Source organism: Pirellulales bacterium (assembly GCA_019694435.1).
Lineage (GTDB): Bacteria > Planctomycetota > Planctomycetia > Pirellulales > JAEUIK01 > JAIBBZ01.
On sequence record JAIBBZ010000002.1, the window covers coordinates 1 to 21,014 of the forward strand.

Sequence of the window (21,014 nt, forward strand, 5' to 3'; positions counted from 1 at the left end):
GGCCTCGGGCGCTGGCGCCGCCATCGGCACGGCGGCGTCCATCGCCCCGGCACCGCGGCCCACGCGCCGCACCATGAGCTCATCGACGACCGTTTCGCCGAACATGCCCAGGTTTTGCATCGGCACCGCGTCCTTGGGCACCAGGTTGCCGTACATCATGCCCAGGTTGGTCACGTTCGTGGGCGAATGACTCCGGCGCCACTGCCAGAAGAATTGCTTGATCTCGGGCACGTTCGACCCCCCGGCAACTGCGTCGACCGCTTTGTCGTAAATCGCGAGCACGGTCGAACCGACGAACGGCTGGCCGGCCAGATCGGTCAGCTTGAGCTGTACCTTGGCTTCCTGGCCGGGCAGATACTCTTGGGCCGAAGGGAGAACCTCGATCTGGGCCACGCGCGCAGCGGGCGGCACGAAGATTTCGCGCACCTCGCTGTGCAACTTGCCGCCCGAGACGGTGACCGCCTCGACGAAGAAGTTCGGCATGTCGCCGACGGCGATCGGAATGCTCACCGTCGTGCTTTTGCCGTGCAGACGCACGACCTGCGGCGCCGGATAAACCCCGTCTTGCGGTCGCACGAACAACAGCACCGTGCTGTCCGCCCGATTCGTGTTGATCATCAACTCGAGTGTTTCACCGGGAGCATACTCGCGCTTGCTGGGAATCAGCTCCAGTTCGTTGAAGCGGAAGTCGCGGCCGTCGAACGCCTCGCCTCGGACGACGAACACGTAGCCGCCTTCGATCGTATGCCCGGCCGCGTCGGTCACGCGGCACGACAAGCGATATTGCCCCGGCGCGGCAGCGACGAGCTGCTGCTGGCCTTGGCCCCCTTCGTCGCTGGTCAGTTCCCAGTCTTCGACCTTGGTTTCGACGGGTTCCTGCTGGTCGTTGTAGGTGATCCTCAGCAGCTCGAGCACCGCCGTGCCGCGGACGGGTTGGCCGGTGAGGGTCCGCGCCGCGAACTGGGCACGCAACGTTTCGCCGGTGCGGGAGAAGCCGCGATCGACCCAGACGGTGACCTCGAACGGCCGGCGCGCCGCGAGCACGCTGCCGGTTCCGACTACGGTGCGACGCGATTGGTCGACCACTTCGGCCGTGATTTCATAGCGATGGTCCTGGTCGCCGTGGATCGCTCGGGCCAACGCCGAGTCGATTTCGACCTGCACCGTGCCATCCGGACCGATCGGCACCTCTTGTTCGACGACGACCTCCGGCGGCTGCTGCGGGCGGAAGCCCCACCACGGCGGAATCGGCCGGATGCACCCCCACCGCGTGAACCCGGGGTACCAGTCGTAGTCGCTGCCCAACCAGATGTAGCCGCTGCCGTAGAGCCAGTCCCAGGGGCCAGAGGGGAACCAGCGATCGGCGTTCGGCGTGCGCAGCACCTTGTATTTCACCCGGGCCTCGGTGACGGGCGAGCCGAAGTAATAGCGGGCCGTGATCGTCGCGGTGAACTTGTCGCCCAGGCGGATCGGCTCGGCCGGCGCGTCGACGGTGACTTCGTACTCGGGCTTCTTGTATTCCTCGACGCGGAACGAACCGCCGCCGACGTTTTCGAGGTAGATCTGCCAGACGCCCAGCTTGGCATCGCGCGGCAGCGCATATTCACCGGCGATCCCGCCATAGGCGTCGGCCTTGACCTCTTGCGTGAGGACCTTTTCGCCTTGTGGATCGGTCAGCACCAATTGGAAGCTTCGGCCGGCGAATTCGCTCTCGGCCGGCTCGTCATAACGGGGGTGACGGACCCACAGCTTGTATTGCACCTTCTGGTCGGGCCGGTAGATGGGCCGGTCGGTGATCAACAGCGTCTTGACCGAGTCGTAGCGCGCCTCAGACCGCGTCGCGTACCACACATTCTGAAACCCGAGGTAGGCCAGCCGGCCTTGATTCGTGCGGGCAATCACCAGCCAGTTGTATTGCGGATCGAGACGCTTCGAGCTGGGGCGGACCAGGCCGTCGGCGTCCGAGAACTCGGCAAAGTTGCTCGTCAACACGGTGAACCGCCGGCCGCCGCGGTGCTCCTGGCGGTAACCGAAAAACTCGACGTTCGCCTTGGGCACCGGCGCACCGCTCGTGGCGTCGGCCACGAAGTAGCAATGCTGGTTCGACAGCGGTTTTTGCACCAAGGCCGTGTCGTGCAGCCAGACGATCACGTGCGAACGATTGCCCTCCTGCATGTCGGCCGTGAGCAGATAGGCGCCGGCCTTTTGCAGCGGCGTCGCGACGCTCGTGCGGGCATCGAAGTGGTTGGGCCGAGGCTCGAGATCGACGGTCCAGTTGGCTACCTCGCGACCGAGGAACTGCGCCTGGTTCTCGATCACGAGCCGGTGACCGAGCTGCGTGATATCAAGCTGCTGCCAGTCGAGCTGTTCGGGGTTCGACTTCAGATACTGCTTGACCGCGGCCAGCAGCGCCTCGAGCTTGATCTCGCGGGCCGTGAAGTGCACCTGGCGTCCGTTGCGAAAGCGATAGTCGATCGTCGCGCCACGCCCGGCCGCTTGGGCCAGTTGACCTTCGAAGCGCCCCCAATTGTCGACGATCTGTGCGAGCGCCTGCTGCTTAGCTTCGCTCTTGCCGTGCTCGGCGATGTTGCGGCGGAGGTACTCGGCGGCCCGATCGTATTGCCGGCGGTTGGTGAAGATGTCGGCCAACTGCGTGAGGGCCGTTTCGGCGTAGCCGCTTTCGCGTTTGTCGGCCAGTTGTGCGAGCAGTTTGATGGCGTTGAATTCGTCGTCCAGCTTGATGCGCCGCACGCCGATCGCCAGCCGGCAGATCGTTTCCTCGTCGGCCAACGTGTGCAGGGCGTAGGTGCCGCTCTCGTCGTGTTCTTCCGCGGCATCGTCAGCCTTACCGTCTTTGCCGCCCGCGGCGCGTTCTGCCTGGTCGCGGCCGAACCAGTAGCCATAGTCGGCCAGCGTTTGCACGCCGAACTGGCCATGCCAGAACATGGCCAAGGTGTAGGTCACCTCGTCGGCGCGCTGCGGATCGATCGCGACGGCCTGGGCCAGGGCCCAGCGCCAGCGCTCGCCGTCGTTGGCCGCAGCCTCCCAAGTGGCCGGCACGCGGTAGACGACCGGGTTGTCTTCGGCATCGACCGGGGCACCTTGGCTGCCGCCGCTCCAGCCGCGGCCCCAGCCGCCTGCAGCTTCGTAGTCGGGCAGCACGGTCAGATCGGTCAGTGTTTGTAGCTTCCATGCGGCGCCGTAACGATTCGACATTAGCACGTCGGCAACCTGCTTATACAGCGTTGCGATCTCCGTGCGTGCCGGATCGTCAGCGGCCAATTCCAGCGCCTTAACGGCCAACTGCAACGAGCGCACGCGATCGCGCTCGAAGCAACCGACGAACTCGCCGCGGCCGCGCTGATTGCCGCGAGTAAACTCGTTGGCAATGACCTGCCCAAAGTGGTCCAACTGCGCGTACAGCTCGGCGGCCGCCGCGAGCAGGCGCCAGTTCTTGGGCTGCGCCGCCAGGCTCTTCTCGATCAGCGCGTCGCATTCATCGACGCGGCCGAGATTGCGCAGCGACTGCACGGCCATCCGCAAGTCGTCAGGCACCTGGACCGGGTCGGATTGGGGGTCGGTCGCCAAGGGTTCGTAGAAGCTCAACGCATCCTGGAAATTGCCGGCGTCGAATTGCTTCCGGGCAGCGTTGCGAGCCTCGTTCCCGCCCGGCGGGGCCGAAAACAACACGGCCGCACCCGTCACCAGGCATAAGACCGAACCTACACACGCCGCCAGCGCGAGACGTCGCCCGTTCATCTGACTTGATCCTTGCAGATTGTCCTGATTGGACAAGAAAAGCTCGGCCGCACGCCCGGCAGCGCGTCCATTGCTTGAATGGGGGCGCGCAGCGACCCCGAGATGCGGATGCAAATAGAGACGCTTGAAACCGGCCGCGCGTTCCACGGGCCGGCGAACTTCCTTGTCCAGCGTGCATTGTCGAAATTCGGTCCGGCGTCGCAATCTGAGTTTCTGCATCGACTTGCGACAATCGACGCACCGCCGATTCGAATCTGTTCCCGGTAGCTTCGGTCCGGCACGCGTGACTATTATGAATAGCGACGTTTCGGTCTTTCGCGGCGCGACCCTCGGGGGGCCAGGCTGCAGAGACCGCGATCGGTCCCCCGCCTTGCCGCAAGTTGCCTGGGGCTCCCACCCTACGGCAATGCCTGCCTGTTGTATTCACCGCGGCGCGGCCGCTCACCGTGCTCGAGAGACCTGGTTATGTCTGGTACTGCATCGCGTTGCGCATGGTTGGTTGTTGGATTGGCGTTCACGGTTGGCGCAACGACCGAACAGGTCGCCGGTCAACAGGCGGCCGCTCCACCGGCGAGCCCGCCGGCCGAGCCGGCACCTGCGCCGCCTCCGGTCACGGAGGCCCCTGCCCCGCCGGCGGTGCCCCTGCCGCAGCGCCTGGTGCGCAGCCTGGTCGAATTGGGCCAGCGCGCCGTGGCCGACCATCTTGATCTCACGCCGGAGCAGCGCCGCCGCGTTTCCGAGATTCTCGAGGCCCGAGCCCGCGCGCTCGAAGAGGCCTCGCCGGAAAGCCATCTTGAAATCGAGCGATCGATCGAGGCGCAGCTCGCCGAGATCCTTACCGACCAGCAATTGGCCCGCTGGGTGGCCATGACCGAGCCGGCGCCCTCGCCCGAGCAAACCGGTCCCCCCGGCGAGCGCAAGCTGCGATTCAGTTTTCGTTACCAGCCGTGGTCCGAAGTGCTGAGTTGGTTTGCCGAGCAGTCGGACTTATCGCTGGTGCTCGATGCGCCGCCGCCGGGCACGTTCAATTACACCGACAGCCGCCTCTACAGTCCCGCCGAGGCGATCGACCTGCTCAACGGCGTGCTCCTGACGAAGGGGTATACGCTCATTCGCCGCGAACGCATGCTCATGTTGTTAAAGCTCGACGAGGAGATCCCGGCCGACCTGATTCCCGAGGTGAAGCTGGACGATCTCGACCAGCGCGGCAAGTTCGAACTGGTGACCGTGCGGTTTCCGCTCCAGGGTCGCGATCCGGCGGCCGTGTCGGGCGAGATCACGCCGCTGTTGGGCCCGCACGGTAAGTGCGTGACGCTGCCGCAGACCAAGCAACTCGTCGTGACCGAGACGGCGGGCAAGATGTTGGCGATCTCGGCGGTGATCGAATCGATTCCGCCGCCGGCCGCCCCGAACCCGCCTGAGCAGCCCAAGCAAGAGGAGAAGCCGACGCTGGTCGTCTATCCGCTCGCCGGCGCCGACGGCGCGGCGGCCGTCAAGACGCTCGAAGCTCTGTTTGCCGCGGGCCGCTTCGTGCACGACCCCAAAACCGAGCAGATCATGGCCTTCGCCACGCCGTCGCTGCAGGTCGGCATCAAGGAAACGCTGGCCCAGATGCAGGCCGACGAGCCGGTCGAAAAGCAATACCGGCTCGAGGTCTATTCGATCGCCTCGAGCGGGTCGCCGCAGCAGTTGCTCGAGATGTTCAAGGCGCTCGTGCCCGACTCGAAGGTTGCGCTCGACCCCAGCGCCGAACACCTGGCCGTTTGGGCCACGGCGCCGCAGCAGGCGACGATCCGCGAGACGCTGGCCGGCATCGAGGCCGGCGGGCCCGAGGGACAAACCCGTCGCGTCGAGGTCTACCGCGTCGAAGAGGCCGACCTCGCGACGATCCTGGCGACGCTGCAGACGTTAATGCCCAAGGCCAAGCTCGCGCTCGATCGCAAGGCCGGTGCCATCGTGGCCCTGGCCTTGCCGGACGAGCACGAAACAATCCGCGCGACGATTTCCCAGATCGAAGTTCCGCCGGCCGCAGGCGACGTGCCGCGGTTCGAGACGTATGCCGTTACGCCCGAGCAGCGCGAACGCGTCACCAAGGCTCTGGCGGACATGGCCGCCGAACTGCCGGGTATTCAGGTGCTGGGCACCGCGACGCCGGGTGAGCTGCGCGTTCGGGCCCGCGCGAAACAGCACGAGCTGATCGCCGCGGTGGTCGAGCAATTGGCCCAAGAGGTGCCCGAGGCCTTGCGTCCGCAACTCGTCGTCTACCGTCTGCAGTACATCGACGCCGCGCCGGTTGTCACGGCGCTGGCGGCGCTGGTGCCCTCGGCCAAGGTGGTCGTCGAGGCGAAGACCAACCAGTTGCTGATCTGGGCCGCGGCCGCGGATCAGGAAAAGGTGCGCTCGACGGTCGATCAACTCGATGTCGACTTGCCCCCGACGCGGCGGCTGCAATTGCAGGTGCATCCGCTGGGTCAGGCCGAGCTCTCGACCGTGACCCAGGTGTTGGCCGTCGTCGCGCCTGAGGCCAAGCTGATCAGCAACACGACCGCCGGCACGATCATCATCCTCGCCCGCGCCGACGATCAGCTCCGCGTCAAAGAAACCATCGAGGGCCTGCAGCCGGCGCTCGACGATCCGAACCGGCCGCGGATCGAAGTCTATAACGTCCGCAACAGCGACCCGAGTTCGCTCGCCTCGGCCTTGACGGGCGCGTTTCCCAAGGCCCGCATTACGGCCGACACGGTCGGCAAACGCTTGATTGTCTATGCCACGCCTGACGAGCAGGCGACGTTGCGGCCGACGATCGAACAATTGCAGCAACCGTTGCGCGGGGCGGACCAGCCGAAGCTTGTTTCCTATCCGGTAGGTACGGCCGATCTGTCGGCCACGATGACCCTGTTGCAGCAGGCGTTCGTCGATGCCCGGTTTGCGGCCGACACGAAGTCGAACGCCGTGGTCGTGTGGGCGGCCGACGACGTGCACACGCGCATCGGCGAAATGATGACCCGGCTGGCCACCGACCTGCCGGAACAGTTTCGCAAGTCGACCCGCGCCTATCGCTTCGAGTCGGCCGATCCGGCCACGGCGATGACCGTGCTGCGCGGCTTGCAGCCGTACACGCCCATGGCCGTCGATCCACGGTCCGGCAGCTTGATGGTCACGGCGACGGGCCAGGAGCATGTCCAGATTGCCGAGGCCGTGGCGGCGATCGAACAGCAAAGCGCCGGTGGCGGCAAGCCCGAGGTCCGGGTCTATCCGGTGCGCGCCACCGATCCGTCGACTTTGCTGGCCGCGCTGCAGCAGATGTATGCCTCGCGCGCCGACGTGCGGCTGTCGCTCGATACGAAGTCGCAAAAGATTGTCGCCTGGGCTGGCGCTGCCGAGCAGGCCAACATCGCCGCCGCGATCGAGCAAATCGATCAAACCGCCGACAATCAACAAACGCTGGCCGTGTATCCGCTCGACGGCGCCGACCCGACTTCGGCCGTGACGCTGCTGCAAGGTGCGATGGCCGACGCGCGGTTCGTGGCCGACACGAAGACCGAGACGATCTTGGCCTGGGCCCGCGCCGAACAGCATCCGCGGATCACCGAACTGGTGAAACAACTGGCCCGCGATGTCCCGCCCAACAAGCGTCGCACGTCGCGCGTTTATCCGCTCGCGCACGGCGACCCGGCGGTCGCTTTGCAGGTGATTCAGCCGTTGGTGCCATTGGCCCGGATGGCGGTCGATTTGCGCAACCGGCAACTGGCCGTGTCGGCCACTTCCGAGGAGCACGAGGAAATTGCCACCGCGATTTCCGAGCTCGACCGCGAAGGGGCCGTGCGCGAAGAACGTACGGTGCGCGTGTACGAACTGCACGAGGGCGATCCGGCCAGCCTGCTGACCGTGTTGCAACAGATGTTCGCCACGGCGCCCGAGGTACGGCTCTCGCTCGACGGCAAGTCGCACAAGATCATCGCCTGGGCGTTTCCCGGCCAGCACGAGGAGATCCGGCGGACGCTTGATCAACTCGAAACGCCCGCCGACCTGGCCCAGGCCCGTCAGGTCGAGGTCTACCAAACCGGCGAAGCCGACGCGGCCGCGCTGCTCAAGGTCGTGACCAACCTCTTGGGCACCGCCACCGACGCGCGAATCGTGCCCGACGAGACCAACAACCAGTTGATCGTCTTTGCGCGGCCCAGCGAACACGCCACGATCCGCGCCACGCTCGCACAAATGAGCACCGTCACGCCGGTTGTCGACGTGTTGCCGCTGCGCGTGATCGATCCGTATACGGCCGAATTCGCCATCGAGGAGCTGTTCGAATCGCGCGGATCGGCCGGCAAGGGCCGCGCGCCCAAGGTCGAGGCCGATTACGATTCGCAGCAGTTGATGGTCCGCGGTACCCCCGAGCAAGTGGCCGAGATCCGCAAGCTGCTGGCGAAGATGGGCGAACCGCTGTTGGCTGACAGCACGTCGAACGGGCGCAAACTACGCGTCATCGCCATCCCCAAGGGGGCGGGTAAGTCCACCCTCGAACAGCTGCAACAACTCTGGCCGCAGATTTCGCGCAACCCGATTCGCGTGGTCACGCCGTCGGCCGTGGCCCCCACCGTCGAATCGCTGCGCAAAGAGCGCGAGGCCGACCAGCAACCGCCGGCGAGCGACCCAGACCCCGCGAACAAGCACGGCGCCTGGCAGCCGCGCCGGCTGCGCACGGCCGACCCGCTTGAAAATGCCCTCGCCTGCGCCTTCCCCGGCGATGAGCCGCCGCCCGTTGCGGACGACACCGCGGAGCCAGCACCCGCCGAAGCGACGCCGACCGAAGCGGCTCCCTCCGACACGAATCCGGCGGAGTCCGCCGAGCCCAGTTCCGATGAGCCCACGGAAACCGGCGCGTCGCCAGCCGACGCGCCGCCGCCGGTGGTGATCACCGTCGGGCCGGACAGTATCACGATCGCTTCGGACGACGAGGCGGCGCTCGATCAGCTCGAGACCGTGCTGCGTTCGCTGGCCGCGCGGGCCCCGTCGACCGGCCGCGAGTTCACCGTGTTCACGCTCAAAAATGCCAGCGCCAACAGCGTGGCCGACAGCATCGACCGGCTGTTTGCCTCGGGCTTTTTCGGCTTTCGCGCCAGCGGCGTGACCGTGGTGCCCGACCAGCGGCTCAACGCGATCATCGTGCAGGCTTCGGCCACTGAGCTGGCGACGATTGAAGAACTGCTCAAGGTACTCGACACCGACGAGGTGCCCGCCTCGGCCCAGGCGCAACGTCCGCGAGTGCTCAAAGTGCACGACGCCGACGCCGAAGACGTCGAGGCCGTGCTGCGCGATGTCTACAAGACGCAACTCACGCCCCGGCCCCAGCCTGCGCAACGCGGCGGCGGTGGCGGCGGCGGTCCGCGCGGTGGTCGCGGCGAGTTGGCCGAATATGTCCAGTATCGGATGGCCGTCGACACGGCCCTGCCCGACATGACGTTGAGCGTCGATCCGACGACCAATTCGCTGGTGGTCCTGGCCCCGGAAAGCCTGTTCCGCGAGGTCGAGGCGCTGGTCAAGCAGCTCGACACGGCGGCGCTCCAATCGGATCGCACGATCAAGGTCGTGCAGCTCAAGAGCGCCAAGGGCATCGCCGTGCAAAAGGTGCTCGAAGACATCCTCCGCGACCGCAACCGCGGCCGCGGGCGCAGCCGACAGAGCTCGGGTAACTAGAGCGGCGGTCAGTGTTCGCAACGCTGCGCCGTTCTTACCGGCTGGGATTCAAGTCGCTTGGAAACCAGCGGTCGCGTGTGCTCCGCCAAAGGACGAGCACCAATCCGCCGGGAGTTTTGGCCAATTGGTACGCGAAGTCCGCAGTCGCCCCTGGCCGCGCCCGTTGCGATTCCGCACCTGATGCCGCGCGCGGTCGAGCTCAGTCCGAATGGCCTGACAGATGGCGTGACGCTATTCGGCATACAGGTTTGCGACGATCATCCCGGCCACGAGTGGCAGCATGTCGGCACTTACTGCGTCACTGACCAGGATCGTTCCGATTTGGCCGCGCCGAAACACGGCCAGTGTCCTGCCATCCGCGGTTTTCAGCCGCCCGCCACGACAACCAGGATAATTCAAGATCGTCATCTCGCCGACACGCCATTCGATGTCATGCAAGTTCAGGCAACAGGCCAGGACCGAGCCTGTCAGGCGACCTTCACAGACCGAAGTGTCTCCCAGCGTAATCAACCGGCATGGGACATTGCTTGATCTCTCAAGCGACGTTGGAATCCTGTTTGGCATGTGAAGAGCGAATTGTCGTCCATCATGCCACGTGTACTTCAGCTTGGACCAACGACTGCATGTTAGTTGAAAGACGCCTCGAAACTTGACCTCGCCATCGGGCATCGCCAGGCAGAAGGTAAAAGTGTTACGCAAGGGCGATCCATAGCTGACTTCCATTCGCGTAGCCATGGCATCAGCCCTGTCTGTCCCGCTCGAATTCTTCCGGCTTGAGCAGCCGGCCGCGACTTTCTAAGGGCCTTGGGCGCGCGGCAATTTGGGAGTTCAGTCGTCCGCTTCTCAAAAGACCACTCCACGTTCGTGTGGTTCGAAGTCGCTCGGGAACGTGGTGCGCTCGTCGAATACCGCCCCATCCCTGGCGGAGTCGATCAGCAGAGTTCAGGACAAGTTTGCCCCCCGAAAAGAGCTTCGACAAGCATCACAGCCGATCCGATTGAGCCCTTGGAGTGAGAGTCCATCGAAGATCGTCGCAGGCAGTTGTTCTTCGTGCAGCGATGGCGAGGCGATGTCGTGATCGCAGGTGAGGACAAGCTCGACGGACAGTTCCGCACTTCTAACCGCATGGTACGGCCTTTCGCACGTACAAGCGGCGTCGACAATTGAGCAATCGCGTGGCATCCCTCGGGGCAAAACGCCATGGCGTATCATCCCGCGTTGCACGTGAATTGAATGTGTGCAGTCGAAGCGGGCGATCTGGCTGAGTAGCCACCGGCGGTGGCCGGTCGCGGCTATACCTGGACGGGGGCTGCGTCGAGAATTGCAGTCACGCCCTACCGCAAGGCCGCCGCGTCGGTTGCCGAGGGTGTGGAAGGGGCCGCGGTGTTGATGGCGCGGCCCTCGGCGGCGGTGATCAGGCCGTCGCGATCGGTGTCGTACTGCTCGAAGCGGTGCAGCTCGGTGCCCGACCAGCGGGCCGAGAATTCGGCCATCGAAATCTGCGCGTCGCCGTTCGTGTCGCTGGCCAGGAACCAATCGGGCAGGCCGGTGGGCAGATTGCGCTCGGGCACATAGAACTGCCGGGCGCGGCGGGCCAGTTCGAGTTCGGCCGCCGACGGGTCGCCGCTGGGCGCTGCCGTGGCGACCGGCGCGGCGCCGGGTTCCGTGGGCTGGGTCGGCTCGACGGGCACCGGCATCAGGCGGATCAGCCGCCGGCGACTGTAGACGGCGACCCGGGCCGCGATCTCATGGGCCTCGAGAATACCGTCGGCGTTCAGGTCGGCCATCGCCGGCTCGCCCGGCATGGCGGCATATTCGGTCGGGCTCAGCCGGCCGTCGTTGTCGACGTCGTACTGCGACACGACCACTTCCGCATAGCGGCGGATCTTGGACGAGATGTTTGTCGGCACCGGGGCCTGCGGTTCCTCGCCCTCGCGCAAGGCCTCCATCGGCGATTGCAGCGTGCCGGGCTTTGCCGGCCCGGTCGTGGCATACGAAGAAGGCAACCGGCGCACGGGCGCTGCCGCGGGGGCGGGCGGGTCAGGCGCCGGCGAGAGCACCTGCGTCTCGATCGCCGGCAAAGCTTGCGCAGCTTGCCCCTGTGCAGGCGCCGACGCCTCGGCGCTTGGCGCCGTACCGAGCGACGCGACTTGCGGCGAGGGCTCGGCTGCCGCTGGCTTGGTCTTGCGGGGACGGGCCACGCGAGGCTTGCTCAGCGGCGGAGTCGTCGGCTCGGCGGGTCCAAAATATGCCACCGCGCCCAACAGCGCCGCCACGACAGCCAACAACAACATGCGGCGATTCGGCGCAAGCTGGAGCCACTTCCGACGGCTCTTCACGGTCGAGTTGGCTTCGATGGATGAACTCATAAACACTTCTGGATTGATTGCCCGGCAACCGCCACGGCTCCGGTCTCGCAACATTGTATGCCGGCCGAGCGAACGGCTGCGAGACATCCTCAGCCGCCAAATTATTGCTTTGCGCGCTAGGAGAAACGGAAGCCCCAGGGCTTCCGTTCAGTGCATAAACCCTGTTTGTCATTGAGTTTGTGTGCTCAGTTGGTCTCTCGAAATCGGTCAGATCAGTTTCCCAGATGGTGGGCAAGTTTTCCGGCGTGCACTCTGGCATGGGCAGATGCTTGCGCGTCAAATAAAATGCGTTCGTTCGTGGTCCCTGCCCTGGGGAGGGCTGCCGCGAATCCCGCCTTGGCCACTACCAGCCTGCCTTCACACAGCAAAGATTTCGTGCCCGCGGCGGCGAGCTGCCCCTACCCGGTAGTTCGGCCGTATGACGGGTCCGGCGCAAGCGACCACCCACCGGGGCGAATCGCACCTTCGCTGTCCACCCTGCCGAGCCCGCGCTCGCCGAACCTACCTCCTGAAGCGGATTTTCGACGATGGAAGCCGGTCAAATCCTGCGCGACCACGGCTTGCTGGACGACGAGCAGCTCGACGTGCTGCGCGACTCGGCCAGCGACGGCGAGCGCATCGACCGCCTGGCCATTCAGAAGGGCATGATCAGCGAGGAAGAGGCCCTCGGCGCGCTGGGCGAAGCATTGGGCCTGGAATACGTCGACCTGGCGAACTATGAGTTCGACCCGGCAGTCCTGGAAGACTTTCCGGTCCGGATCATTTACCGGCACGGGGTGCTGCCATTGCGGCGGCGCAGCGGCACGCTGGTCGTCGCCACGAGCGACCCCTTCGAGCTCTATGCCCTCGACGAAGTAAGCGCCGCCACGGGTACCACGGTCGAACCGGTGCTGGCCGCCAGCGCCGAGATCGCCAAGCTGATCAAGACCCATCTGGGCGTCGCTTCGGAGACGATCGAGGGCCTGCTGGCCAAGCGCCAGGAAGAGGCGGTCGAGCTGCTCGAAGAGCTCGATATCGACGGCTCGGAGCAGGCCGAAGCTGCCCAAGAGGCGTCGGTCGTTCGGCTGGTCAACGAAATCCTGGTCGAGGCGATCGAGGCCCGGGCCAGCGACATCCACATCGAGGCCCAAGCCAAGGGGCTGAAGATCCGCTACCGGATCGACGGCATTCTCCAAACCCAACCGGCGCCGCCCGAGATCAATCACTTCCAGGCGGCCATCGTCAGCCGCTTGAAGATCATGGCGAAGCTGAACATCGCCGAAAAGCGTCTGCCGCAGGACGGCCGCATCAAGCTCAAGGTCTCCGGCCGCGAGGTCGACATCCGGGTGTCGATCATCCCGATGATCCACGGCGAAGGGATCGTGATGCGCGTCCTGGACAAGGACAAGATGAATTTCAACCTGGCGGGCGTGGGCCTGCCCGAGGACATCTATCGCCAGTTCCATCAGCTCATTCAACTGCCGCACGGCATCCTGCTGGTCACCGGGCCGACGGGCTCGGGCAAAACGACGACGCTCTACAGCGCGCTAGCCGAGATTCGCGACGACGCGACGAAGATCATCACGACCGAGGACCCGGTCGAGTACCAGCTCGAAGGCATCAACCAGATCCAGGTGCAGGCCAAGATCGGGCTGACCTTTGCGGCGTCGCTGCGCGGAATTCTGCGTCACGATCCGGACGTGGTGCTGGTCGGCGAAATTCGCGACCTGGAAACGGCCGAGAACGCGGTGCAGGCCTCGCTGACGGGACATCTCGTGTTCAGCACGCTGCACACCAACGACGCTGCCGGCGCGTACATGCGGTTGTGCGATATGGGCGTCGAGCCGTTCCTGGTTTCCAGTACGGTCGAAGGCGTGATGGCCCAACGCCTGGTGCGGACGCTGTGTGCCGACTGCAAGCGGCCGTTCGTGCCCGAGGCCGACGAGGTGCCGAACGACTTTCCGCTCGCGCAGGTGCGCGACGGCAAACAGACGATCTACGCGCCCGGCGGCTGCAAGAGCTGCCGTGGGTCGGGCTACCGGGGCCGGGTGGGCTTGTTCGAGCTGCTGGTGGCCAACGACGAGATTCGCCATCTGGCCAACGAGCGCACGGCCTCGCACGTGGTCAAGGCGGCCGCCGTGCGCGGCGGCATGCGCTCGCTGCGGCAAGACGGCTGGCGACTGGTGTTCGCGGGCCGGACGTCGATCGACGAAGTCATGCGCGTCACGAAGGCCGACTAGCGCCGGCCGACCGGATTTGGTTTATGCCCGATTTTGCCTACACAGCCCGACGCGTCTCCGGCGAGCAGGTCAACGGCACGATTGCCGCCAGCACCGAGCGCGAGGCCCTGGCGCTATTGGGCGAGCGCGAGCTGTTTCCGCTACAGATCACCCGCGAGCAGCCAGCCTCGCAATCGTGGCGCGGTCGCAAGGCGGTGAAGCCCCAACTGCTGGCCACCACGCTGGCGCAACTGGCCGACCTGCTGACGAGCGGGGTGCCGCTGCTGCGCTCGCTCGAGGTGCTGGCCAAGCAATCGTCGCACCCGACGCTCGGCGAGGTGTTGTCGGACATTCGCGATCGCGTCGCCGAGGGCTCGACGCTCGACGACGCCTTTGCCCGCCATCCCGACGTGTTCAACGAGCTGGTGGTGAGCATGGTGCGCGCCGGCAGCGAAGGCGGTTTTCTCGAAGACGTGCTCCAGCGGACCGCGCAGTTCATCGAACACCAGGAAGACCTCAAGGGCCGGGTGATCGGTGCGGCGACGTATCCCATGTTGCTGGCCATCGCCGGCACGGCGGCCGTCACGGTGTTGATCGTGTTTTTCGTGCCCAAGTTCGCCGAGTTGTTTGCCCGGCTGAAAGAACAGGGCGAGCTGCCCGGTCTGACCATCGCCCTGCTGTGGCTGAGCGACACGCTTGGCCACTACGGGCTGATCATCGTCGCGGTCTTGGCCGGGGCGATCTACGGACTGCGGCGCTACGTCGCCACGCCCGAGGGGCGCACACGCTTCGATCAGCTCCGGCTGAAGGTGCCCTTGGTGGGCGCGATTTACGTCAACCTGGCCGTGTCGCGGTTTTGCCGGGTGCTCGGCACCTTGCTGCGCAATGGCGTGTCGATTCTGCGGGCCCTGGAGATCAGCAGCGATTCGACCGGCAACAAGGTGCTGTCCGAAAAGATCCGCCGCGCCGGCGACAGCATCACGGCCGGCGAGCGCCTGTCGACGCCGCTGGCCGAGGGCGGGCTGTTTCCCCGGGCTGTGGTGGAAATGATCAGCGTGGCCGAGGAATCGAACAACTTGGAAAAGGTGCTGGTCGACATCGCCGACGGGATCGACCGCCGCACCGAGCGCCAGCTCGACCTGATGGTGCGGCTGATCGAGCCGGCGATGTTGTTGATCATGGCCGTGATCATCTTGTGTGTCGTGGTGGCTTTGTTGCTGCCCGTGTTCCAGATGAGCACGACGATGGGTTGAGGTCGGAAGTCAAGCGTGCCGCGGCGCGGGGTGTCGCGCGGCGGGCACTCGGTTGAGTTTCACGTTTTTTTGAGAAAGGTGACTGTCATGTACAACGCGATTCGCCATCGCCGGCGACGGGCCGGCTTCACGCTGATGGAGCTACTCTTGGTGATGGCCATCCTGGTGATCCTGCTGGGCCTCGTCGCCCCGCGGTTCATGAACACGCAGGCCAAGGCCAACATCAACGCCGCCAAGAGCCAGATCGGCTTGTTCAAGACGCCGTTGGAGATGTACTTCCAGAACATGAACGCCTATCCCACGACCGAGCAGGGCCTGTTGGCCATCGCCGAGGCGCCGGCCGACCTCGAGAACAAGGACAAATGGGACGGGCCCTACATCGACGGCGGTATTCCCAAGGATCCGTGGGGACACGACTACCAGTACCGCTATCCGGCTGAGAAGAACAAAAACGATTTCCCGGACATCTGGTCGCTCGGTCCCGACGGCGAAGACGGCTCGGACGACGACATCGGCAACTGGCCCGCCGACGTCGAGGGCGAAACGACCGAGGCCACCTGAGGCTCGATCCGCATGACGGCGTCGTTGGGCCACGGCGCGAGGTCCGCCAAGCGCGGCTTCACGCTGATGGAAATGCTGCTGGTGCTGGGGCTCCTGGTCGTTTTGGCGGCCGTGAGCTGGCCGGCGCTGCGCGGACCCATTGCCAACAGCCGCCTGCGCGACGCCGCGGCGCAGTTGCGCAACAACCTCGCCCGAGCACGGCTCGCCGCACTCAACGCGGGGCGCGATCACGTGGTGTGTTTCGCCCCCGGCGGGCAGCGCTATGCGATTGCACCGCACGACGGCGTCGGCGCCGCCGCGGCGTTTGCGACGGGCGAGGAAACGGCCTTGCAATACGACGACGCACCCGAGCGCGGGCAACGCGACGAAGCGGCGACGCCGGCCAGCACCCTGGTCGAGTTGGAGCTGCCCGAGGGAGTTCATTTCGCCGCACGAGACCTGGCCCAATCGTACGGCCGAGAATCCGCTGCGGGCACGTCGCCGGCAGCCTGGACCGATGGAACGACCGGTGAGGCCTCGGAAGGCGAGTCGGCCGGAGCCGAACGGTCTCTCGAAGCGGAGCAGATCGTGTTTCATCCCGACGGCTCGTGCAGCGACGCGACCATCCGCCTGAACAACGAGCGGCGCTTCGCCATCACGGTGCAACTGCGCGGTTTGACCGCCGTGGCGACCGTGGGACCGCTCGAACGCGACGAGGTGGAGCCATGACCCGTACCGCGCGCGGCGGCTTCTCGCTGTTGGAGATGATGCTGGCGATGACCATTCTGCTCGGGTCGATCGCCGTGCTGGGCGAATTGGCCAGCCTCGGTCGCCGCAACGCGGCGCAAGCGGCGGCGCTGACCCGGGCCGAGTTGCTGTGCGAGAGCCTCATGGCCGAAATCGCCGCCTCGGGCACGCTGCCCGAGACGGTCGAAGAGCAACCGATTCCGGAGCAGCAGGGCTGGTTGTATTCGGTGCGCCGCGAACCGCTCGAACAGCCGGGCATTGTCTCGGTGCGCATCTCGGTGGCGCAAGACCTGCCCAAGGAACGGCGGCCCGTCCGCTTTGCACTCGTACGCTGGCTACCCGAGCCTGCTTCGCGATCGGGTTCGACGCCGAACGGCTCGTCCAGTGGTTCGTCGGTGGCGCCTGCTGGAGGCACGCAATGAACCGACCGCGCGCCTTCACACTGATCGAGTTGCTGCTGGCCATGGTCTTGTCGACTGTGGTGTTGGCCGGGTTGTGGACCGCCATGCGCGTCCATGTGCGGATGTTCCAAGGCGGGCACCGCGAGGTGGAAGAAGCGCAGTTGGCTCGGGCCCTGTTCCATCGGATCGCCAGCGATCTGCGCGGCACGATCGCGCCCTTGGCGACGGCGAGTCCTGCGTCGTCGTCTTCCTCAGCCGCGCCGTCGGGTCCCGCGCGGCTACGCGGGACTGCGCGGTGGCTGCAGTGCGAAGTTGAATCGGCCGACACGCGCGTCTCGCCGCAGATCGTCACTTACTATGTGCGCGACGAACAGATGGCCACCGGCCGCGCGACGAGCGGCGGCGAGCCGAGCGCGGACGACTTGGGCCTGGTGCGCCGCGAACTGAGTGCGACCTATCGCGATCAACTGGCTGCCCAAGGTCGCCGTGGCGGCGCTCAGACCGCGGCCGCCTCGAACGATTTGCCGCCGTCGCTGCCGGTGCGGCAGTCCGAGGAAACCGAGGGGCCGTCGCCCGAGGTTTTGCTCGCACCCGAAGTGCGGCAGCTCGAATTCCGCTATTTCGACGGCGCCAGTTGGCACGATCAATGGGACAGCGTCGCCGAGGGCGGATTGCCTAGCCTGGTTGCGGTGGCGATCGCGCTCGAACCGCCCCCGGCAAAAGCGTCGTCCGTTGCGGCGACCGCCGGCGCCGCGCCGGATTCGACCGACGACCTTCCCGACTCGCGGCGCGAATCCTTGTTTACCGAATCGCTCCAGCCGCGGCAGTTCGCCGTGTATCGCATGAATGTGACGCTCGCCGCGGCGCGGCCGGCGCAGTCGTCGTCCGCATCGGGCACGGCAACGTCCTCGCCCTCAGCGGCCGCGCCGACGAACGCGGGAGGCATGCCATGAACCTCTCCCGCCGCATGCGATTGGGCCCACCAGGCCCGCGCGGGCTGGTGCTCGTGCTGGTCTTGGTCGTGGTGGCGATGTTGAGCCTGGCCGGCTTTTCTTTTACCGACCTGATGGTTACCGAAGTCAAGGCCACGCGCAGCGTAGGGCACGAGCTGCAGGCCCGGCAATTGCTGGCCTCGGGAGCGACTTACCTGCAATCGCTCGTGGCGCTGCGCCCGGAAGAGCTGGAGCAATTCGGCGGTCTCGAAGACAACCCCGCACGGCTGCGTGCGGTCGAAGTCTTCCGCGACGAGCGTACGGGCCTCACCGGGAGGTTCACCGTGCTCGCGCCGCCCGATCCGTCGTCGAGCGCCAGCGCGACCGAATCGACCGCCGCGCCGCGCTATGGCATGGCGGACGAGTCGGCCAAGCTGAATCTCGCCGCGCTGGTCGAATGGGACCACGCACAAGCCGGCGCGGGACGCAAGGCGCTCATGAACCTGCCGGGCATGACGACCGCGGCCGCCGACGCGCTGCTCGACTGGTGCGACGCCGACAGCAATCCACGGGAACAAGGCGCGGAGGTCGACTATTACTCAGGGCTCGAGCCCGGCTACGGCCCGCGCAACGGTCCCCTCGACACGCTCGCCGAGTTGTTGTTGGTGCGCGACGTGACGCCCGAGTCGTTGTTCGGCCGCGATGCCAATCGCAATGGCGTCCTGGACGAGGCGGAATTGACCGTTGCCGAGCCGACAGCCGGCGATCGCGCGACGACAAGCGAAGCGGGCACCGCTCCGCGCGGCTGGTCTACGTGGATCACGCTGCATAGCGCCGAGGCAATGACAGACGGTCAGGGGAATCCCCGCATCCAGCTCAACGGCGATCTCAAGCAGTTGCACGAGGCGCTCGCCAAGCGGTTCAACCAGGCGATCGCGGATTTCGCGGTCCTCTATCGCCAGTACGGCCCCGCCACGAGTTCGCCGAAGCCGGGCCAGATCTCGCAGGTCGACCTGTCGCAGCCGGCACGGTTCAACTTCAGTTCGATCTTCGACCTGGCCGGTGCCAAGGTTGTCGTCCAGAAGCCTGGCGAAGCGAACGGCGTGCTCGTCGACAGCCCCCTGGGCACGGCGACCGACGCCTTGCGAGGCTGGCTGCCGGATTGGCTCGACGCTGTCATGCTCGCGGCCGCGCCCCGCGTGGGCCGCGTAAACGTGAATCGCGCCTCGCGCGAAGTGCTGCTCGGCGTGCCGGGGCTGGAAGCCACGGAGGCCGACGCCCTGATCGCGAAGCGCGAAGGCCAAACCTCGGGCCAACGCGGTGATCGGGCCCGGCAGACGGCGGCCTGGCTGGTCACCGAAGGCATCGTGCCATTCGACAAGTTCCGCAAGTTGAACGACTATGTAACGGGGGCCGGGGCGGTGTTTCGCACCCAGCTCATCGCCTTTTTTGATGAAGTGCCGCTGACCCTGCGGGCCGAGGTCGTGCTCGACGCGACGCAAACGCCGGCCCGGGTGGTGAGCTGGCAAGATTTTCAACGCCTCGGACAGGCGTACGAAGCCGCGGTGATTCGCGGCGAGGAGGACCGGAGCCATGCCGCGTTATCTGGCCGTTGAATGGGAATCGCGTCAAGCGCGGTTTCTCGTCGCTCAAGCATCCGGCGGGCGGGTGCAGATCGAGGCCTGCGGCTCGGTTACGACCGACGCGCCCGAGGCGGGCGTGCGCGGGCCGCACCCTGAATTGGGCCAGCGCCTGGCCGAGGCGCTCGACGAGCGGCGCGTACCGCGCAGCCTGCGCCGCAGGGCGCTGGTGGCGGTGAGCCGCGCGCAGGTCGACTTGCGGCAACTGACCCTGCCGCCGGCCAGCGATGCCGAACTGCCCGATCTGGTGCGGCTGCAGGCCGTGCGCGAGTTGTCGGCGGCGTCGGATTCGGCGCGGGTCGACTTCTATCCGCTGTCCACAGATCCGAGCGAACCGCGCGCGGTCCTGGCGACGGCCTTTTCGGCCGAAAGCCAGCAAGCGGCGCAGCTCGTCTGGAACCCGGCGGGTTTGGTGCCCGATCGATTGTTGCTGCGTCCGTTTGCGGCAGCCTCGTTGTTCCTGCGCCGCGGGCTGGGCACCGACAAGGTTTGCCTGCTGGTCGACGTGTTGTGCGACGAAGCCGACATGACGGTGATCCAGAACGGCCGCGTGGTCGTGTCGCGGTGCCTGCGGTTGCCGGCCGAAGACGACGACCCCGTGCCGCTCTTGGCCGAGATTCGCCGCACGATCCTGGCCGTGGCCAATCAGGGCGCGGCGCAGACCGTCGACGCGGTCTACGTGTTCGGCGATACGGCCGAGCAACAAGACCTGATCGACCGGCTCCGCGACAATCTCGAACAGCCGGTCGAATGCTGCGATCCGTTCGACGAATGCGAGCTCGAGTCGCATGCGTTTGCTGATAGGGACGAGCGGCGCGGCCCCTACGCGGCATTGGTCGGCACGGTCTTCGACGCCGCCGAACGCACGAGCGCAGGCATCGACTTCCTGCACCCGCGCCGCGCCCCCAAGCCTCCCAGCCGCCGGCGCCGAGTGGCGCTCGTGGGCGCCTTGGTCGGCTTTGCGGCGCTGTTCGTGGGCGTGAACATTTGGAGCCGGTTCGACGAACTCAACGACCAGATCGCCATGGCAGCGAAGCAGTCGAAAGAACTCGATAAGGCCGTCAAACGGGCCGCCGAGGTCGAGGCCACCGTCGCCGCGATCGAGGCCTGGACCGCCGGCGACGTCACCTGGCTCGACGAACTCAACGATTTGTCGAACCGCTTTCCCAAGGCCCGCGACGCGGTCATGCTGCGGCTGACGATGAGCCGGGCCCCGGCCGGCGGCGGCACGATGGACATCGAGGGCCTGGTGCGGCATCCGCAGATCATCGAGCGGATGGAGACCAGCCTCCGCGACGAGTTCCACGAGGTTCGCAGCAAGCGCGTGCAAGAGAGCGTGCAGGACAAGGCCTACACCTGGCAGTTCGAATCGTCGTTGTCGGTCGCGCGGCGCGATCGCGACGAATTTCTCGCCGCCGCTCGCCCGGCCACTGCGCCGCCGGCGGCCGAGGTGACCACCGCCCGACGCGAGGAGCCCTGAA

12 protein-coding genes are annotated in these 21,014 nt (G+C 66.2%); 9 read left to right on the plus strand and 3 right to left on the minus strand.

Going from position 1 to position 21,014, the window contains the following annotated elements; all coding sequences use genetic code 11:
• The coding region (locus tag K1X74_02205; protein ID MBX7165139.1) for an alpha-2-macroglobulin at positions 1-3,759 on the minus strand (3,759 nt) is incomplete at its 3' end.
• A 507-nt stretch (positions 3,760-4,266) separates the two neighbouring features.
• Between K1X74_02205 and K1X74_02210 the strand changes: the two genes are divergently transcribed.
• Positions 4,267-9,453, plus strand: coding sequence for a hypothetical protein (locus K1X74_02210; protein ID MBX7165140.1), 5,187 nt, complete (start codon positions 4,267-4,269; stop codon positions 9,451-9,453).
• A 231-nt stretch (positions 9,454-9,684) separates the two neighbouring features.
• Here K1X74_02210 and K1X74_02215 read toward each other — a convergent pair whose 3' ends face one another.
• Together K1X74_02215 and K1X74_02220 are read right to left on the minus strand one after the other, a co-directional pair.
• On the minus strand, positions 9,685-10,176 hold the full coding sequence (locus tag K1X74_02215; GenBank protein ID MBX7165141.1) for a hypothetical protein: 492 nt from the start codon (positions 10,174-10,176) through the stop codon (positions 9,685-9,687).
• 611 nt (positions 10,177-10,787) lie between these two features.
• Complete coding sequence (locus tag K1X74_02220) at positions 10,788-11,822, minus strand: hypothetical protein (GenBank protein MBX7165142.1); 1,035 nt, start codon at positions 11,820-11,822, stop codon at positions 10,788-10,790.
• A 527-nt stretch (positions 11,823-12,349) separates the two neighbouring features.
• Between K1X74_02220 and tadA the strand changes: the two genes are divergently transcribed.
• The 8 genes from tadA to K1X74_02260 all read left to right on the plus strand — a co-directional run bounded on the left by tadA (position 12,350) and on the right by K1X74_02260 (position 21,013).
• Positions 12,350-14,041, plus strand: a complete 1,692-nt coding sequence (gene tadA, locus K1X74_02225; protein MBX7165143.1) for a Flp pilus assembly complex ATPase component TadA — start codon at positions 12,350-12,352, stop codon at positions 14,039-14,041.
• A 23-nt stretch (positions 14,042-14,064) separates the two neighbouring features.
• A complete protein-coding gene (locus K1X74_02230; GenBank protein MBX7165144.1) occupies positions 14,065-15,273 on the plus strand; it encodes a type II secretion system F family protein in 1,209 nt (402 codons plus the stop codon).
• Positions 15,274-15,360: 87 nt separating this feature from the next.
• Positions 15,361-15,834, plus strand: a complete 474-nt coding sequence (gene gspG / locus K1X74_02235; GenBank protein ID MBX7165145.1) for a type II secretion system major pseudopilin GspG — start codon at positions 15,361-15,363, stop codon at positions 15,832-15,834.
• Between the two features lie 12 nt (positions 15,835-15,846).
• Positions 15,847-16,542: a prepilin-type N-terminal cleavage/methylation domain-containing protein gene (locus K1X74_02240; GenBank protein MBX7165146.1), complete on the plus strand. Its 696-nt coding sequence runs from the start codon at positions 15,847-15,849 to the stop codon at positions 16,540-16,542.
• On the plus strand, positions 16,539-16,982 hold the full coding sequence (locus K1X74_02245) for a prepilin-type N-terminal cleavage/methylation domain-containing protein (GenBank protein ID MBX7165147.1): 444 nt from the start codon (positions 16,539-16,541) through the stop codon (positions 16,980-16,982). The genes K1X74_02240 and K1X74_02245 overlap by 4 nt, the downstream gene beginning before the upstream one ends.
• A complete protein-coding gene (locus K1X74_02250) occupies positions 16,979-17,914 on the plus strand; it encodes a prepilin-type N-terminal cleavage/methylation domain-containing protein (protein MBX7165148.1) in 936 nt (311 codons plus the stop codon). The genes K1X74_02245 and K1X74_02250 overlap by 4 nt, the downstream gene beginning before the upstream one ends.
• Entirely contained in the window at positions 17,911-19,509 is a 1,599-nt protein-coding gene (locus tag K1X74_02255; protein MBX7165149.1) for a general secretion pathway protein GspK, read from the plus strand. The genes K1X74_02250 and K1X74_02255 overlap by 4 nt, the downstream gene beginning before the upstream one ends.
• Positions 19,487-21,013: a pilus assembly protein PilM gene (locus K1X74_02260; GenBank protein ID MBX7165150.1), complete on the plus strand. Its 1,527-nt coding sequence runs from the start codon at positions 19,487-19,489 to the stop codon at positions 21,011-21,013. Before K1X74_02255 ends, K1X74_02260 begins: the two co-directional genes overlap by 23 nt.
• Position 21,014: the final 1 nt, after the last annotated feature.

Coding starts and splice junctions, on each gene's coding strand:
- K1X74_02215 (MBX7165141.1), bottom strand. CDS start 10,176: ATGGAAGTCAGCTATGGATCGCCCTTGCGTAACACTTTTACCTTCTGC.
- K1X74_02220 (MBX7165142.1), bottom strand. CDS start 11,822: ATGAGTTCATCCATCGAAGCCAACTCGACCGTGAAGAGCCGTCGGAAG.
- tadA (MBX7165143.1), top strand. CDS start 12,350: ATGGAAGCCGGTCAAATCCTGCGCGACCACGGCTTGCTGGACGACGAG.
- K1X74_02230 (MBX7165144.1), top strand. CDS start 14,065: ATGCCCGATTTTGCCTACACAGCCCGACGCGTCTCCGGCGAGCAGGTC.
- gspG (MBX7165145.1), top strand. CDS start 15,361: ATGTACAACGCGATTCGCCATCGCCGGCGACGGGCCGGCTTCACGCTG.
- K1X74_02240 (MBX7165146.1), top strand. CDS start 15,847: ATGACGGCGTCGTTGGGCCACGGCGCGAGGTCCGCCAAGCGCGGCTTC.
- K1X74_02245 (MBX7165147.1), top strand. CDS start 16,539: ATGACCCGTACCGCGCGCGGCGGCTTCTCGCTGTTGGAGATGATGCTG.
- K1X74_02250 (MBX7165148.1), top strand. CDS start 16,979: ATGAACCGACCGCGCGCCTTCACACTGATCGAGTTGCTGCTGGCCATG.
- K1X74_02255 (MBX7165149.1), top strand. CDS start 17,911: ATGAACCTCTCCCGCCGCATGCGATTGGGCCCACCAGGCCCGCGCGGG.
- K1X74_02260 (MBX7165150.1), top strand. CDS start 19,487: ATGCCGCGTTATCTGGCCGTTGAATGGGAATCGCGTCAAGCGCGGTTT.